This is a genomic window from Longivirga aurantiaca (assembly GCF_042660085.1).
Classification (GTDB): Bacteria; Actinomycetota; Actinomycetes; order S36-B12; family CAIYMF01; genus Longivirga; species Longivirga aurantiaca.
The window spans coordinates 2,047,552-2,063,809 of sequence record NZ_JBHSTI010000008.1 but is presented as its reverse complement, the minus strand read 5'-3'; the positions used below and the strand labels follow the sequence as shown (position 1 = coordinate 2,063,809).

The following is a 16,258-nucleotide window of genomic DNA, read 5'->3' as shown; positions in this document are numbered from 1 at the left end:
TCAGTCGCCCGTGGCGCCGTCCACGAGTTCGCGCAGGAGGTCGGCGTGCCCGTTGTGCCGGGCGTACTCCTCGATCATGTGGACGTAGAGCCAGCGCAGGTCGATGGCGCCGTGGCGCCGGTGCGTGAAGGTCGTGTCGAGCGACAGGCCGGCCGTGGCAGCGTCGGCTGCGGCGCACTCGGCCTGGTACGCCTGCCACACCTCCTCGGCCGGCATCGAGTCGAGGTCGTCGAAGTCGCCGCTGGGGTTGGCCGTCGGACCGAACGGCCCTTCGACCTGCTCGCCGCGCAGGTGGGTGCGGAACCACCACCGTTCGACGTCGGTCATGTGCCGGACGAGGCCGAGCAGGGACATGCCCGACGGCGGCACGGCGCGCGTCGAGAGCTGCTCGTGGCTGAGGCCCTGGCACTTCCAGAGCAGCGTCTCGCGGTGGAACCGCAACCAGGCTTCGAGCGCGGTGCGCTCGTCGCAGACGTACGGCGGCTCGGTGCGCTCGATCTGCGGCGCGGTCCAGCTCATGGCTGCTCCTGACAGTGCGGGGAGGGCGGTGCTCCGGCCATCCTGGCCGCCCCCTCCGACACCCGTCGCAAGATTCCTCGCCGGGGCTGCATCCAGGCGGGGGCCGCGGGCGGAAGTAGGGGCAGTCGTCCGGATCGCCGGACCTCACATCCGGGAGAGACATGAAGCTCCGTACCCGCGTCGCGGCTGTTGCCGCGGCCGCCGCCCTCGGCGTCTCCGGCATCGCGCTCACCGCCCCCGCGGCGCAGGCCCAGGGCCAGCGCTCGCTCGCCGCGGTGCTCACCGCCAACGGTGGCGGCACGTTCGACTCCAACGCCAAGGACTACGACATCGTCACCCAGGCGGTCCTCGCGGTGCTCGCGGCGAAGCCGAACAGCAAGGTCAAGGTCCTCACCGACGGCACGGTCGCCCTCACCGCGTTCATCCCGAACGACCAGGCGTTCCGTCTGCTGGTGAAGGACCTCACCGGTATCGCGCCGATCTCGGAGAAGCAGATCTTCAACGCGGTCGCGAAGCTGGGCATCCCCACCGTCGAGGCCGTGCTGCTGTACCACGTCGTCCCCGGCGCCACGATCTACTCGTCGGCCGCGGTGAAGGCCAACGGCGCCGTGCTGAAGACCGCGCAGGGCGGCACGCTCGCCGTCGCGGTGTACGCCGGCCCCGAGATCTCGCTCTGGGACAAGGACAAGAACTCGCGCAACGCCCGCGTGATCCTGTCGCAGGTCGACATCAACAAGTTCAACAAGCAGGTCGCGCACGGCATCGACCGCGTGCTGCGTCCGATCGACCTCCCGCCGCTGGCGCACTGACCGCGCCCGCACCACGACGCCCCCGGCCCTCGGCCGGGGGCGTCGTCGCGTGTCAGGGGCGCGCGTGGACCTGCAGCGCGACGACGGGGTCCGAGCCCTCTGCGGCGACGTCGTGCACGTGCACGGTGCCGTGGGTGCGCAGACCACCGGTGCTGTGCACGCGGGCGACGGCGGTCCGACGTCCGGGGGCCGGCCCGTCGGTGGCCACGTGCCAGGTGGTCTCGCGCAGGGCGCCCTGCAGCACCAGCAGCGCGCCCGGGCGTCCGACGTGGTGGTGGCTCCCGCTGCGCTGGCCGGGCAGCCAGGCGCCGACGCTCACCTCCCAGCGGTCGTCGGCCCAGACGGTCGCGTGGTGCGGCGCCGCCGGGTCGAAGCGGACGTGGGCGGCCCAGAGGTCGCGGTGGTCGGCGACCACCCGGACGACGGTGCGGGCGTCGTCGGTGCCGCGGAGGTGGTCGAGGATGTGGTGCTGCAGCGTGGTCATGGTCGTGTCTTCCGGTGTCGGGCGGTCAGGGCGTCGAGGGGACGCCGTACCCGAGGCCGGGCGGCGTCAGCCGAGACAGCGACAACAGGCGACGCCGCGCAGCGCGTGCGCGGTGGAGGTCGCCGAGGAGATCACGCGCCGAGGGTACGGAGGTCGCGGCCACCCGTGCCACCCCGGTCCGCACTCCGAGACCGCCGCTGCGAACCCTTCGCAGGACGGGTCAGACGGTGGCGGGGGTGTCGGTGAGCGGCGGCACGACCTCGATGGTGCCGCCCGGCGCCAGCGGCAGGGTGAGCCGTACGACGGCCCCTGAGCCCTCGGCCGCGTTGCCGACCGTGAGCGTGCCGCCGTGGGCCTCCGCGACGGCCTTGACGATCGCGAGGCCGAGTCCGCTTCCGCCGGTGGCGCGTGAGCGGCTGTAGTCGCCGCGCGCGAACCGCTCGGTGGCCCGCGGGATGAGGTCCTCCGGGAAGCCGGGGCCGTCGTCGCGGACCTCGACCCAGGCGGTCGCGCTGTCGCGGCCGACCACCGCGGTCACGTGCGTGCCGGCCGGTGTGTGTGCGCGGGCGTTGGCGAGCAGGTTCGCGACGGCCTGGTGCAGGCGAGAGGCGTCCCCGATGACCGCGACCGGCACGAGCTCCTCGGGGACGTCGGCGGCCCACACGTGGTCGAGCGCGGTGGCGCTGACCTCGGCGACGGCGTCGGCCACGAGCGGCCCGAGCTCGAGGCGGTCCTGCGAGAGCGGGCGCTCCTCGTCCAGCGACGCGAGCAGCAGCAGGTCCTCGACGAGCAGGCCCATGCGGGACGCGGCGGCCTCGATGCGCGCCGCGGCCTGGGCCGCCGCCTCGGGGTCGGTGGCCGCGCCGCGGCGCATGAGCTCGGCGTACCCGCGGACCGACGCGAGCGGCGTGCGCAGCTCGTGACCGGCATCGGAGACGAAGCGGCGCAGACGGTCCTCGGTCTCGGCGCGCGTGCGCAGCGAGGTCTCGACGTGGTCGAGCATCGCGTTGACCGCCAGGCCGACCTGGCCGACCTCGGTCGTGGACGTGGCGTCCTCGACACGCCCCGGGATCACGACGTCGCCGCGGCCGAGGGGGAGGGAGGCGACCTCGCTCGCCGTCTCGGCCACGCGACGCAGCGGCCGCAGCTCGCGGCGCACGAACCACGTGCCGGCGAAGGCGACGAGGAGGACGGCGAACGTCACGGCGATGACCTCGACGAGCAGGAGGCGGTTGGCCACGCCCTGCGCCCGCGACAGCGGCGTGACGGCCACGAAGGTGACGGCTGTGCCGTTGATGGTGCCCGGGACCGCGACGGCCCGGCTGTCGCCGAGCGCCTCGAGGTCGACGGTGACGGGAGTGGCGCCGAGGTCGGTGGGCACGGTGGCGAGCACGGCGGCGTCGGCCGCCGACCACGGCTCGGGCTGCGCGCCGCCGGGGATCCCACCCTGCAGCGGGGTGGCGGTGCCCCCGGCGAGGAGCACGACGGTGGCGCCGTTGATGTCCCATGCGCGGATGAGGTCTCGTGCGTTCCCTCCGCGTCCGTCGCGGTCGCCGTCGACCGTGGCGGCGAGCTTGGGCTGCATGAGCGCGTTGTCGAGCTGCTGCACGGTCCACGACCGCAGGGCGAGGAAGGTCGCAGCCGCCACGACCACGAGCGTCACCGCGGTCACCGCCACGAGGCCGATCACGAGGCGCCGTGACAGCGTCATGGATGCCCATCGGGTCGGCCGTGCCCGTGTGGGCACGGCGGACGCCGGCTCCGCCTGAGCGGCTGGCACCTCGGTGCCGGGCAGGTCGACGTCGGGCGTGGGGGACATGGTCAGTCGCCCGCCCGTGGTGCGCGCAGGACGTAGCCGACGCCGCGCACGGTGTGGATCAGCGGCTCGCGGTCGGAGTCGACCTTCTTGCGCAGGTAGCCGACGTACTGCTCGACGATGTTGCTGCGACCGGCGAAGTCGTAGTGCCACACGCGGTCGAGGATCTGCGACTTGCTGACGACGGTGCGCGCGTTCTGCATGAGGAAGCGCAGCAGGTCGAACTCGGTCGGCGTCAGGTCGACCAGCTCGCCTGCCCGACGGACCTCGCGGGTCAGCTCGTCCAGGGTGAGGTCGGCGACGGTGAGGACCGCGCCGCGCTCGTCGAGCCGGCCGGTGCGTCGGAGCACGGCCTGCAGCCGTGCGAGGAGCTCCTCGAGGCTGAACGGCTTGGCGATGTAGTCGTCGGCGCCGGCGCGGAGGCCGGCGATGCGGTCGCGGGTGTCGCCGCGTGCGGTCAGGAACACCGCGGGCAGATCGGGGTGCTCTGCGCGCAGGCGGCCCAGCAGGGTCACGCCGTCGTCACCGGGAAGCATCATGTCGAGGACGGCGATGTCCGGGCGCAGGTCGCGCGCCACGCGCATCGCCTCGTCGGCGTCGCCCGCGGTCGCGGTGCGGCAGCCGTCGAAGCGCAGCGCGGTCGAGACGAGGTCGGCGAGATCGGGCTCGTCGTCCACCACGAGCACGCGCACGGGCGGCACGCCGTCGGCCGCGCGCAGATAGCTCTGCGGCAGGTCGGCGTCGTCGCTGCGGATCGTGCCGGTCATCGTCATCGCTCCTCGCCCCCCGGGCTGGGGATGGACGTCGTGAAGGCAGGTCCCCACGCGGTCGTGGTGCCGCCGTCGACGACGTACGCGGACCATCCTGGCAGTGCGGAGAACCAGCGCGCGCCATCCCGGCCCTCGACGAGCAGCGCGGTGGCGAGCGCATCGGCGAGGGCGGCGTCGGTGCCGACCACGGTCGCCTGCCGGGCGCCGCGTGCGGCCTCGCCGGTGCGCGGGTCGAGCACGTGCTCGCCGCGCTGGCTCACGCCCGAGGTCGCGATCGCGGAGTCGCGCACGTCGACCACGGCCGCGACGGCCAGCGGGTCGTCCGGATGCGTGATCCCGATCGGCCACCCGAGGTGCTCGGTCGAGCCGGGGATGCTGCCGCGGCAGGCGAGGTCGCCTGCGGCATCGAGGGTGAACGAGGGGAAGCCGTGCTGGCGCACGATGTCGGCGCAGCGGTCGGCGGCCCAGCCCTTGACGAGGCCGCTCGGGTCGAAGCCGCCGGGTGCGGCCCACGGGTCGAAGGCGCCGTCGGTGAGACGGCGGGCCTCGAGGCAGCGGTCGATCACCTCGGCGACGTCGTCGGCCACGACCTGCTTGCCGCCGCGGCGCAGCCGCGAGATGACGCTGTCGTCGCGGAAGGTCGAGAACACACGGTCGATCCGGTGCAGCTCGGCGACGACGGACCGCCACGCCGCGTCGACGCCGGTGTCGGTCGCGTGCTCGTCGCGGACGTCGAGCGTGACGACCGTGCTCCACACGTGCTCGAGGCGCGTGCGCACCGTGCCGGGGATCAGTGCCGTGGTCATGCGAGGCCTGCCGCGACGAGGGCCGACTTCAACGACGACGCGAAGCCCCCGGAGGTGTACGTCGCGCCGCTCACGCCGGCCACGTCCGCGCTCTGGGCGGTGAGGGCCTGGTCGACGAGGTAGGGGATCGCGACGCTGCTGATCTGGGAGCTGCGCCGGTCGTTCTGCGGCGTCTCGAGCGCCGTCACGTCGACGATGCGGCCGCCGGCGACGGTGATCTCGACCTGCACGTTGCCGTAGCCCTGCCCGACGTCGACGACGTCGCCGGTGTAGGTGCCGTCGGCGGCCGTCGTGGAACCCGACGACGACGAGCCCGAGGACGACGAGCGCGACGACGACGAGCCCGAGGTGCCGGTGCCGGTGGAGCCGGACGTCGTGCCCGCCGAGACCGAGGAGTGGGCCGAGGACGCCGTCGCGGTGCCGGTGGCGTCGGGGTTGAGGGCGAGGACGGCCGCGACACCTGCGAGGGTGCCTCCGCCGACGAGCATCGCGCGCTTCATCGCACGGACTCCTTCGCGGTGGTGAACGAGTAGTGGTCGGGGGAGTGGAACGAGAACGAGTCGTCGTGGACCTGGTCGGACGGCATCGTCAGCACCTCGGCGGCGTGGCGCACCGACTCGACGAGCGCGTCGGGGCCGCAGGTGTAGATGTCACGGCTGCGGACGTCGGGGACGAGGTGCAGCAGCGTGCGGGCGTTGACGGGGTACTCGCGGCGGCTGCCGACGAGGTAGCGCAGCCGGACGCCGGGGCGCGACCGCGCGATCGACTCGAGCTCGTCGCGCAGGACGAGGCCCTCGGGACGGCGGGCGCGGAACAGGATGTCGACCGGCACGTGCGGGGGCAGGTCGTCGAGGATCGACCGGACCGGTGCGATGCCCACGCCGCCGGCGATGAGCAGCACGCGGTCTGTACGGCGCTCGTCGGCGGTGAACAGTCCGTACGGGCCCTCCGCCACCACACGGGTGCCGGGCTTCACGGTCGCGAGGCCACGGCTGTGGTCGCCGAGGTCCTTCACCGTGATGCGCAGGTAGCGGGCGTCGGGACCGATCGAGATCGAGTAGGGGTGCGACTGCCACCAGCGGTCGCGGGTGAGGAAGCGCCAGCCGAAGAACTGGCCGCCCTTCACGTCCAGCGCCGCGAGGTTGCGGCCGCTCACCCAGACGCTGATCGTGTCGGCGCTCTCGCGGACGACCGCGTGCACCTTCAGGTTGTGCCGCAGCGAGCTCCAGACGGGCAGCGCGACGCGGAAGACCACGAGCGGCACGAACGTGACCAGGTAGAGGGCGATCCAGGCCCACCGCGCCCAGGTGTGCGTGGCGAACGGCTGGCCGAGGGTGATCTGGTGCAGGTAGGCGAGCGCGATCGCGAGGTAGAAGTACAGATGGGTGACCCACCAGGTCTCGTACTTCATCCGACGACGCGCCACGCGCCACGAGGTGATGCCGGCGACGAGCATGAGCACGAAGCCGGCGAGGGCCGGGAGCACCCACGGGTACTCCGACAGGAAGATCCAGGTCTGCCCGAGGTACGACGTCGCGGCGGAGGCGCCGTAGCCCGCGGTGACGAGCACGACGTGAGCGGCGATCAGCACCAGCGACAGCGGCCCCAGCTTGCGGTGCCAGGAGATCATCCGGTCGAGGCCCACGGCCCGCTCGACGACGGGCACGCGGGCGACGAGGAAGATGACGAGCAGGGCGAGGTAGGTGCCGACGAGGCCGGCCCAGCGGGAGAGCTCGATGAGCAGGCCGCCGGGGCCGCCCACGCCGGTGCTGGTCGCGACCTGGATGCCGACCACGAGCCCGAGGCCGACGCCCGCGAGGGCGACGAAGACGTCGCCGGCGCGGCGGGTGCGGCGGGTCCGGCGCGCCCCGGGCTGGGGTGCCGGGGCCTTCGGGCGGGAGACCGTGGCGCTGCTCATGACAGGAACTCTCGTGCCCGATCCTGTGAAGAACGTGTGAGCCGCCCGCTGCCGCGCGTATGAGGGGCGGCGAAGGGCCCGCAGGGTGCCCCGGGTGGCGCGGGCCGACCGGTCGCCTAGGGTCGTGGCGTGATCAGTCGCGTGGGAGCCCGGTGGGTCGTCGTGGGCGTGTCCGTGCTGGTCGTCGGCTCGATGCTCGGTGCCGTCTTCCTCGGGGCGACCTGGTTCTGACGCCTAGAAGTGGAACGGCTTCGGGGGAGCGGTGAGCGAGGCCCGGGGGCAGGTGGCGAGGTCGAGCGAGCCGTAGCCGAGGGCCTTGTCGCAGAGCGAGGAGACCGACCAGCCCAGCTCGGTGCCGCGGCGCGTGACCGTGGCCCGGTAGATGGTGATCTCGTACCGGGTCGGGGTGCCGTAGGCGACCTGGATCGACCCGATGAGCTGCGAGGCGCCGGGCTGGCCGGCCGCAGCCCAGGGGGTGTCGTAGAGCGCCCAGCGCGACGGGTCCGACAGCCAGAGGCCGCCGTACTGCACGTCCTGGAGCGCGAGCTCCACGAGGATGGCCCGCGCCGACTCCTCGGGCACGATCGCGGCCGGGCGGATCACCTCGGTGACGACGCCCTCGTCGTACATCTCGGTCATGAAGATCTCGCTGTCCTCCGACATGACGACGTCCTCCCCTCGTGCACGGTCCCGGCGTGCGCCGGCACTCTCCCGCGGCCCCGCGGGAGCGGTGCCGTCCATTCATGGTCTCGGCACGGCAGGGAGGTGGACTCAAGCCGTCGTGCCGAGTTGCGCCATACGGGTGACACCCGTTCGGGGGTCACCCGGTCTTCACCGAATGTACCCGCTCGGTCACGTTCTGCGAAGTACCGGCGATGCGGGTGGTGCGGGCGTGGCGCGAGCGGCTATCGTGATCCTGCGTTCGTGATCGTGCTCGTGGTTCTCGTGAGGCCGCTGGGGAAGGCGTCCCTGACACGAGAGAGAGCTGGCGATGACCGAACGCAGTGGCACCTCGGGCTCCCGCGAGCCCCGCGGCGCACGGGTCACCCGTGGCGTCGTCTTCGTGCATTCCTGCCCCCGCGCCGTGGCGACCCATGTCGAGTGGGCCCTCGCGGACATCCTGGGATCCCGGGTCGACCTCGACTGGTCGGCGCAGCCCGTGCAGGCGGGCACCGTCCGCGCCGACATCAGCTGGACCGGTCCCGTGGGCACGGCCGCCCGTATCGCATCGGTGCTGCAGGGCTGGCGCAAGCTGCGCTTCGAGGTCACCGAGGAGCCGACCGCGACCTCCGAGGGCGAGCGGTACTCCGGAACCCCTGTGCTCGGCGTCCACCGCTCGGCCATCGGCCCGACGGGCGACGTGATGCTGAGCGAGAATCGCGTCCGCGCCGCCATCGCGCGCGCCCTCGAGATCGGCGAGCCGGTGCAGGACGAGATCGAGATCCTGCTCGGCGGTCCGTGGGACACCGAGCTCGAGCCCTTCCGCACCGCCGGGGAGGGCACGCCCGTCCGCTGGCTGCACCAGGTGGTGTGACCGCCCCCGACATCCCTCCTCCCTGAGGGAAGAAGCGGAGACCCCCCGGACCTCGCGGTCGGGGGGTCTCTGCCGTGCTGGCCGGGGGCGCGACGGTCCAGCACCGAAGCGTCGCGCCCCCGGAGCCGGGGCTGCGGGGCTACAGCGGGATGTTGCCGTGGTGCCCGCGGATGTCCGGATCGGCGGCGAGCGCGTCGGCCAGCGCGCGGGCGAGGGCGCTGCGCGTGGTCTGCGGCGTGACGACCTCGTCGACGACGCCGATCGCCACGGCCTTCTCGACGCCGCCCGCGATGCGGGTGTGCTCCTCGGCCAGCTCGTTCTCGACCTGGGTGCGGGCGTCGGCGGGCACCTCGGCCAGCTTGCGGCGGTGCAGGATCCGCACGGCTGCGACGGCGCCCATGACGGCCACCTGCGCGTCGGGCCACGCGAACACCTTGGTGGCACCGAGGGCACGGGCGTTCATCGCGATGTAGGCGCCGCCGAAGGCCTTGCGCGTCACGACGGTCACGCGCGGCACCTCGGCCTCCGCGAACGCGTGCAGCAGCTTCGCGCCGCGGCGCACGACGCCGTCCCACTCCTGCCCGACGCCGGGGAGGTAGCCGGGCACGTCGACGACGACGACGAGCGGCAGGCCGAACGCGTCGCACATGCGCACGAACCGCGCGGCCTTCTCGGCGCTGGTGGCGTCGAGGCAGCCGCCGAGGCGCAGCGGGTTGTTGGCGATGACGCCGACGGCGCGACCGCCCATGCGGCCGAGCGTCGTCACGATGTTCGGCGCCCAGCGGGGGTGGAGCTCGAGCGAGCTTCCCTCGTCGAGCAGAGCATCGACGACGGGGTGGACGTCGTACGCGCGCTTGATGTTCTCGGGCATGAGCGCGGCGAGGTCGACGTCGGCCACGGCGGTGACGTTGAGCGTGCCGTGGGTGCCGAGCAGCGAGGCGAGGCGGGCGCCGTCGTCGAGCGCCTGGCGCTCGGTCGCCGACACCACGTGCACGACACCGGACCGGCGGCCGTGCGGCTCGGGGCCGCCGAGGCGCAGCATGTCGACGTCCTCGCCGGTGACCGAGCGGACGACGTCGGGGCCGGTGACGAACACGCGGCCCTCGGGGCCGAGCACGACGACGTCGGTCAGCGCCGGGCCGTACGCCGCACCGCCGGCAGCCGGGCCGAGCACGACCGAGATCTGCGGGATGCGGCCGGAGACCCGCGTCATGATCGCGAAGACGAGGCCGACGGCCTGCAGGCTCTCGACGCCCTCGCGCAGGCGTGCGCCGCCGGAGTGCCACAGGCCCACGATCGGGACGCCGTCCGCGCTCGCGCGCTCGTACGCCTCGACGATGACCTTGCAGCCGCCGATGCCCATCGCGCCGCCCTGCACCGTGGGGTCTGTGCAGAAGACGACGACAGGGGTGCCGTGCGCGACGCCGGTGGCGGCGATGACGCCGCAGTCGTCGACGGCGGAGATGAGCTCCATCGTGCCGTCGTCGAGGAACGCATCGAGGCGCACCAGGGGGTGCCGCGGGTCGAGGTCGGTGACCTGGATGTCGGAGCCGGCCACTGCGGTCATCAGATGCTCCGGAAGATGAGGGCGACGTTGTGGCCGCCGAACCCGAACGAGTTGTTGAGCACCGCGGCGTCCCCTGCGCGCAGGGCGCGCGGGCTGCCGAAGACGACGTCGAGGTCGATCGAGTCGTCGCGGTCCTCGAGGTTGGCGGTGACCGGGGCGACGCGGTTGCGCAGCGCGAGGATCGCGGCGACCGACTCGACCGCGCCGGCGCCGCCGAGCAGGTGGCCCGTCATCGACTTGGTGCCGCTGACGGCGATGCCGTCGGCCGCGCTGCCGAGCGCAGCCCGGATGGCGAGCGCCTCGGCGCCGTCGCCCTGCGGGGTCGAGGTGGCGTGCGCGTTCACGTGGATGATGTCCGACGCCGCGAGCCCGGACGCCTCGAGCGCCGAGCGGATCGCGCGGGTTGCCCCGCGGCCCTCGGGCTCGGGCTGCGCGATGTGGTGGCCGTCGGCCGACAGGCCCACGCCCGCGACCTCGGCGTAGATGGTGGCGCCGCGCGCGACCGCGTGGTCGTAGTCCTCGAGCACGAGCATGCCGGCGCCCTCGCCCATGACGAAGCCGTCGCGGTTGAGGTCGTACGGCCGGCTCGCACCGGCGGGGTCGTCGTTGCGGGTCGACAGCGCACGCATCGCGGCGAACGCGGCGATCGTGATCGGGTGGATGCACGCCTCGGTGCCGCCCGTCATCACGATGTCGGCACGGCCGCTGCGGATCATCTCCAGCCCCGTGCCGACAGCCTCGGCGCCGGACGCGCAGGCGGAGACCGGGGTGTGGATGCCGGCCTGCGCGCCGAGGTCGAGGCCGATCCAGGCGGCCGAGCCGTTCGGCATCAGCTGCGGCACCGACATCGGCGAGACGCGCGTCCAGCCGCGGGTGTTGAGGATGTCGTAGTTGTCGAGCAGGCTCACGATGCCGCCGATGCCCGTGGCGACCGCGACGCCGAGGCGCAGCGGGTCGATCTCCGGGGAGCCGGCGTCCTTCCAGGCCTCGCGCGAGGCGATGAGGGCGAGCTGCTGCGAACGGTCGAGCTTGCGCGCCTCGGGGCGCTCCATGACCTCGCTGGGATCGACGGCGACCTGCCCCGCGAAGCGCACCGGGAGGTCGGCGAACCGGTCGTCCTCGAGGGTGCGGACGCCCGAGCGGCCGGCGAGCAGGCCCTCCCAGGTGGAGGGGACGTCGCCGCCGACGGGAGTCGTGGCACCGAGACCGGTGACGACGACGCGGCGGGGTTCCGTGGTCATGGACGAAGCTCCTGGGCTCGTAGCGGGGAGGGACGAGAGGTCGTGCGGGCGGCGCCCCGGTGGGGGCGCCGCCGCGACGACGGCGGTGCGGCTTGGTCAGCCGGCGTTGGCGTCGATGAAGGCGACGGCGTCGCCGACGGTCTTGAGGTTCTTGACCTCGCCGTCGGGGATGCTGACGCCGAACTTGTCCTCGCAGGCCATGACGACCTCGACCATCGACAGCGAGTCGATGTCCAGGTCGTCCACGAAGGACTTCTCGGGGGTGATGTCGGCGATGGGGGTACCGGCGACCTCGTTGACGATGGCGGCGAGGCCCTCGAGGGTCTGAGACACGTTGCTTCTCCTGCAGATCGGTGCTGGACGGTGTGGTGCTTCCTGGTGGTGCGACGAGCGGTCGTGCGGGTCGTGCTCCCGGTGCCGAGGGCAGCGGGGGACTAGGGGATCTCCACCACCTGGGCGGCGTAGGCGAGGCCCGCGCCGAACCCGACGAGCAGGGCGAGGCCGCCGTGGCCCACCTCGCCGCTCTCGAGCATGCGGTCGAGCGCGAGCGGCACCGAGGCGGCCGAGGTGTTGCCCGTGGTGATGATGTCGCGGGCGACGACCACGTGGTCGGGCAGGGCGAGCTGGCGCACGATGGCGTCGGTGATCCGGTTGTTCGCCTGGTGCGGCACGAACGCGGCGAGGTCGTCCACGGTGACGCCGGCGGCAGCGAGGGCCTCCTGCGAGACCTTGGCCATCTCGCCCACGGCCCAGCGGAACACCTGCTGGCCCTGCATGACGAGCGCCGGGAAGCCGTGGCTCGGGTCGTCGCGGAACTCGGTCCACGACTGCGTCATCGTGATGGCGTCCTTCTGCGCGCCGTCGGCGCCCCAGACGGTCGGTCCGATGCCGGCGTGGTCGCTCGGGCTCACCACGACCGCGCCCGCGCCGTCGGCGAAGATGAACGACGAGCCGCGGTCGTCCTGGCGCACGAAGTCCGAGAGCTTCTCGACGCCGATCACGAGGATGTGCTCGGACTGGCCGGACCGGATGAGGTTGTCGGCGAGGCCGAGGGCGTAGCAGAAGCCGGCGCACGCGGCGGCGACGTCGAGCGCCGCGGCCTGCGGGGCGCCGATGCGGTCGGCGATCTCGGCTGCGGCCGAGGGCGTCTGGTACGGGTGCGACACGGTGGCGACGAGCACCATCGACAGATCGGTGGCTGACAGCCCGGACGCCGCCAGCGCCTTCTCGGCCGCGGCGAGGCCCATGTCGGTCACGCTCTCGTCCGGTGCCGCCCAGCGCCGCTCGACGATGCCCGACCGCTCGCGGATCCACTCGTCCGAGGACTCGATCCACGTGCAGACCTCGGCGTTGTCGATCACGCGCGCCGGCCGGTAGGAGCCGGTGGAGACGATGCGACTGCCGGCGCGGACGGGCGTCGTCGCGATGCGGGCGGTCACGCGCGACCGGCCTCGGGGTGCAGGCGCACGAGCGGCTGGCCGGGGCTCACGGGGTCGCCGTCCTCGACGAGCCACTCGACGACGGTGCCGCCGTGCGGTGCGAGCACGGGCTGCTCGTCGCGCAGGTTGACGATCGATCCGATCGCGGCGCCGGCCACGAGGCTGTCGCCGCTCTCGGAGGTGACGCCGAGGCGGAAGGTGCCCTTGGCAGGGGCGACGAGCAGGCGCCAGGTGGGCGACTGCGAGGTCGGTGCGACCGTGGCGTGACGCTCGATGAGGTCCCAGGCGGCCGGCAGGTCGTCGGGGGTGTTGAGGGCCAGGGCCTCGACGCCGGGGAGCCCGCGCTTGGCGAGGCCGGTGAGCGTGCCGCCCGGCGTGAGCTCGAGCAGCGCCGTGACGCCGATCTCGCCCATCGTCTGCATGCAGAGGTCCCAGCGGACGGGGTTGCTCACCTGGGTGACGAGACGCGTAAGGACGTCGCGGCCGCTGTGCACGACCTGGCCGTCGGCGTTGCTGATGAGGCGCAGGCGCGTGTCGTGCACGTAGATGCTGCGGGCCAGGGCCGCGAGCTCGGCGACGGCGGGGCCCATGTGGCGGGTGTGGAACGCGCCTGCCACCTGCAGGGGGCGCAGCCGGGCCCTGGCCGGCGGCTCGGCGGCGAACGCCTCGAGCTGCTCGAGGGTGCCGGCCACCACGATCTGCCCGGCGCCGTTCTCGTTGGCGGCGGTGAGTCCGTGCTTCTCGGCGGCGGCGACGACCTCGTCGCGGTCGCCGCCGAGCACCGCCGTCATCCCGGTGGGGGTGACGGCTGCGGCGGCGGCCATCGCGCGGCCGCGCTCGCGCACGAACACCATGGCCTGCTCGGCCGTCATGACACCGGCGCCGACGGCGGCGGTGATCTCGCCGACGCTGTGCCCGGCCCCCGCGCCGACCTTGCCGTACGCCTCGGCCGGGTGCGGGAACAGGCTCACCAGCGTGACCAGGCCCGCCCCCACCAGCAGCGGCTGCGCCACGGCGGTGTCGCGGATGGTGTCGGCGTCGCTCTCGGTGCCGTGCTGCACGAGGTCGATCCCGGCGACGGTGGAGAGCCAGCGGAGGCGGTCCGCGAAGCCGGGCACCTCCAGCCAGGGCGTGAGGAAACCGGGGGTCTGAGAGCCCTGTCCGGGCGCGACGACGACGAGCACGGGTTCAGCCTTCCGGGAGAGAAGGTCACGCGGAGATCACGGCCCGGCCAAACCCGACCCGCGAACTTTGTAGGTTTCCTACAACGTATCAGGTGGAGGTTCGGTCCTCGCCGAGGCGCCCGAGGGCCAGCGCCATCCGCAGCGACCAGGCGTCGCGGGGCATCGTGGGCGTGAGGCCGGTGACGTCGGCGACGCGCCGCAGACGGTAGCGCACGGTGTTGGGGTGGACGAACAGCTCGCGCGCGGTGCCCTCGAGGCTGCCCGTCCGCTCGAGGTACGCCGACAGCGTCTCGACCAGCGCCGGGTCCTCCGCCAGCAGCCGGTCGTACACCTCGGTCACGAGCCGCGCGACGGCGTCGTCGTCGCCGTCGAGGGCGCGCTCGGGCAGCAGGTCCTCGGCGAGCACGGGCCTCGGCGCGTCCGGCCAGGCCACCGCCGCCCGGAGGGCGGTGAGCGACTCCTTGGCGCTGCGGCCGGCGTCGGCGAGGCGGGGGACGACGGGCCCGACCACGACCGGGCCGGGTGCGAAGTGGGCGAGGACGGCCCGGGCCGCGGTCGCGGCGTCGGTGACGTTGCCGAGCACCACGACGAGGCGCTGGGACTGGACGCCGGTGAGCGCGTCGTACCGGTGGTGGCGCGCCGCCCGCTTCACGCCCTCGGCGACGGTCTCGGGGTCGCCGTCCGGCGCATGGCCTGTGACCACGCACACTCCCGTGACCGCGCCCCACCCGAGCGCGGCGCCGCGGGAGACGACGTCGTCGGCGAGGTCGTCACGCAGCAGGGCGTCGAGCACGAGCGACTCGAGCCGGGCGTCCCACGCGCCGCGGGCCTCGGCCGCACGCGCGTAGACCTGCGCCGCGGCGAAGGCGATCTCGCGGGAGTAGAGGAGCATGCCCTCGCGCACCCAGGGGAGGTCCTCGGGGCTGGCCAGCTCCTGGACGTGCTCCTCGACCACGGCGATCGTCGTGCGGACGAGGTCGACCGTCTGCTGCAGGGAGACCGCGCGCACGAGCTCCTGCGGCGCGGTGCCGAAGACGTCGGCGGTGATGGCCGAGGCGCCCTCCGGGTCGCGGAACCAGCGGACGAAGGCCGCGATGCCGGCCTGCGCCACGAGGTTGACCCAGGAGCGGTCCTCGGCGGACATCGCGGCGTACCAGGGGAGCTCGGACTCCATCCGGGCCGAGGCGGCGGTGGCGAGGCTGCCGGTCGCGCGCTCGAGGCGGCGCACGGTGGTGGCGCGGTGGCGCTCGCTCGCGGTGGGCACGGGCGAAGCCTAGGGTTCAGCGAGGCCTGCCAGGCCCCGCGACTGTCGGAATACGACAACAGGTCATGTGGTTGAACGATCAACCACAACCGCTGGAGGACCCGTGACCACCTCATCGACCGCCTCGCTCACGCCCTCGGTCGACCTGCGCCGCTCCGCCGACCGGTTCGCGACCGACCTCGGCTGGCTCGACAGCTCGCACTCGTTCTCGTTCGGGCACCACCGCGACCCGGCCAACACCCACTTCGGCCTGCTGCTGGTCTCCAACGACGACGTCGTCGCGCCCGGCACCGGCTTCGAGACGCACCCGCACCGCGACATGGAGATCGTCACCTGGGTGCTCGACGGCGGCCTCGTCCACCAGGACTCCGAGGGGCACAGCGGCGTCATCCAGCCGGGGCTCGCCCAGCGCATGAGCGCCGGCACCGGGATCCTGCACTCGGAGAAGAACGACTCCTGGCGCCTCACCGGCGGCGACACCCACACCGACCCGGTGCACTTCATCCAGATGTGGGTCGTGCCCGACACGCAGCGCCTCGCGCCCGGCTACGAGCAGCTCGACATCACCGCCGAGCTGCAGGCGGGCGGGCTCGTCACCGTTGCGTCCGGCATGGCCAAGCACGCCGACGACCGCGCGATCCGCATCCAGAACCAGTACGCCGGCCTGCTCGCCGCGCGGCTTGCCGACGGCGGCAGCGTCGAGCTTCCCGCGGCGCCGTTCGTCCACCTGTTCGTCGCGCGCGGCGCGGTCGAGCTCGAGGGCGCAGGGACTCTGGAGACTGGCGACGCCGCCCGCATCACGGTGTCCGAGGGCCAGAGGGTTACCGCCGTCGGCGGCGACGCCGAGGTCCTGGTCTGGGAGATGCATGCCACCCTGGGCTGACCGATTCGGTAGTGGAAAGTCGCA

Annotated in this window: 17 protein-coding genes; 3 read left to right on the top strand and 14 right to left on the bottom strand. The window is 73.4% G+C overall.

Annotation, left to right across the window (positions count from 1 at the left end; translation table 11 throughout):
• Positions 1-519 (bottom strand): DinB family protein, encoded by a 519-nt coding sequence (locus ACFQGU_RS13840; RefSeq protein WP_386767623.1) that lies wholly within the window; start codon positions 517-519, stop codon positions 1-3.
• Positions 520-680: 161 nt separating this feature from the next.
• Here ACFQGU_RS13840 and ACFQGU_RS13835 point away from each other — a divergent pair, with 161 nt between their 5' ends.
• Positions 681-1,328, top strand: coding sequence for a fasciclin domain-containing protein (locus ACFQGU_RS13835; RefSeq protein ID WP_386767621.1), 648 nt, complete (start codon positions 681-683; stop codon positions 1,326-1,328).
• Positions 1,329-1,380: 52 nt separating this feature from the next.
• Here the strand turns inward: ACFQGU_RS13835 and ACFQGU_RS13830 are convergent, their stop codons facing one another.
• The 7 genes from ACFQGU_RS13830 to ACFQGU_RS13800 form a co-directional block, all read right to left on the bottom strand.
• Positions 1,381-1,812 (bottom strand): hypothetical protein, encoded by a 432-nt coding sequence (locus ACFQGU_RS13830; RefSeq protein WP_386767619.1) that lies wholly within the window; start codon positions 1,810-1,812, stop codon positions 1,381-1,383.
• Positions 1,813-2,032: 220 nt separating this feature from the next.
• Positions 2,033-3,523 carry a sensor histidine kinase gene (locus ACFQGU_RS13825; protein WP_386767617.1) on the bottom strand — a complete coding sequence of 497 codons (1,491 nt, stop codon included), beginning with the start codon at positions 3,521-3,523 and terminating at the stop codon, positions 2,033-2,035.
• 110 nt (positions 3,524-3,633) lie between these two features.
• A complete protein-coding gene (locus tag ACFQGU_RS13820) occupies positions 3,634-4,395 on the bottom strand; it encodes a response regulator transcription factor (protein WP_386767615.1) in 762 nt (253 codons plus the stop codon).
• Between the two features lie 2 nt (positions 4,396-4,397).
• On the bottom strand, positions 4,398-5,204 hold the full coding sequence (locus ACFQGU_RS13815; protein WP_386767613.1) for an FAD:protein FMN transferase: 807 nt from the start codon (positions 5,202-5,204) through the stop codon (positions 4,398-4,400).
• A complete protein-coding gene (locus ACFQGU_RS13810; RefSeq protein ID WP_386767612.1) occupies positions 5,201-5,704 on the bottom strand; it encodes an FMN-binding protein in 504 nt (167 codons plus the stop codon). The genes ACFQGU_RS13815 and ACFQGU_RS13810 overlap by 4 nt, the downstream gene beginning before the upstream one ends.
• Complete coding sequence (locus tag ACFQGU_RS13805) at positions 5,701-7,122, bottom strand: ferredoxin reductase family protein (RefSeq protein ID WP_386767610.1); 1,422 nt, start codon at positions 7,120-7,122, stop codon at positions 5,701-5,703. Before ACFQGU_RS13805 ends, ACFQGU_RS13810 begins: the two co-directional genes overlap by 4 nt.
• Positions 7,123-7,356: 234 nt before the next feature.
• Entirely contained in the window at positions 7,357-7,785 is a 429-nt protein-coding gene (locus ACFQGU_RS13800; protein WP_386767608.1) for a hypothetical protein, read from the bottom strand.
• 328 nt (positions 7,786-8,113) lie between these two features.
• Between ACFQGU_RS13800 and ACFQGU_RS13795 the strand changes: the two genes are divergently transcribed.
• Positions 8,114-8,656, top strand: coding sequence for a DUF3145 domain-containing protein (locus ACFQGU_RS13795; RefSeq protein ID WP_386767607.1), 543 nt, complete (start codon positions 8,114-8,116; stop codon positions 8,654-8,656).
• A 139-nt stretch (positions 8,657-8,795) separates the two neighbouring features.
• Here the strand turns inward: ACFQGU_RS13795 and ACFQGU_RS13790 are convergent, their stop codons facing one another.
• The 6 genes from ACFQGU_RS13790 to ACFQGU_RS13765 all read right to left on the bottom strand — a co-directional run bounded on the left by ACFQGU_RS13790 (position 8,796) and on the right by ACFQGU_RS13765 (position 15,351).
• Positions 8,796-10,223, bottom strand: a complete 1,428-nt coding sequence (locus ACFQGU_RS13790; RefSeq protein WP_386767605.1) for an acyl-CoA carboxylase subunit beta — start codon at positions 10,221-10,223, stop codon at positions 8,796-8,798.
• Positions 10,223-11,464, bottom strand: a complete 1,242-nt coding sequence (gene fabF / locus ACFQGU_RS13785) for a beta-ketoacyl-ACP synthase II (protein ID WP_386767603.1) — start codon at positions 11,462-11,464, stop codon at positions 10,223-10,225. The genes ACFQGU_RS13790 and fabF overlap by 1 nt, the downstream gene beginning before the upstream one ends.
• A 96-nt stretch (positions 11,465-11,560) precedes the next feature.
• Positions 11,561-11,797 carry an acyl carrier protein gene (locus ACFQGU_RS13780; protein WP_386767601.1) on the bottom strand — a complete coding sequence of 79 codons (237 nt, stop codon included), beginning with the start codon at positions 11,795-11,797 and terminating at the stop codon, positions 11,561-11,563.
• Positions 11,798-11,898: 101 nt separating this feature from the next.
• A complete protein-coding gene (locus ACFQGU_RS13775; protein WP_386767599.1) occupies positions 11,899-12,903 on the bottom strand; it encodes a beta-ketoacyl-ACP synthase III in 1,005 nt (334 codons plus the stop codon).
• Positions 12,900-14,087, bottom strand: coding sequence for an acyltransferase domain-containing protein (locus ACFQGU_RS13770; protein ID WP_386767597.1), 1,188 nt, complete (start codon positions 14,085-14,087; stop codon positions 12,900-12,902). Before ACFQGU_RS13770 ends, ACFQGU_RS13775 begins: the two co-directional genes overlap by 4 nt.
• An 88-nt stretch (positions 14,088-14,175) precedes the next feature.
• The gene (locus tag ACFQGU_RS13765) at positions 14,176-15,351 is read right to left on the bottom strand and encodes a PucR family transcriptional regulator (RefSeq protein ID WP_386767595.1); all 1,176 of its coding nucleotides are present in this window, start codon (positions 15,349-15,351) and stop codon (positions 14,176-14,178) included.
• A gap of 103 nt (positions 15,352-15,454) precedes the next feature.
• On the opposite strand from ACFQGU_RS13765, the gene ACFQGU_RS13760 reads away from it, so the two are divergent.
• Positions 15,455-16,234 carry a pirin family protein gene (locus ACFQGU_RS13760; protein ID WP_386767593.1) on the top strand — a complete coding sequence of 260 codons (780 nt, stop codon included), beginning with the start codon at positions 15,455-15,457 and terminating at the stop codon, positions 16,232-16,234.
• The last annotated feature ends 24 nt before the right edge of the window (positions 16,235-16,258 follow it).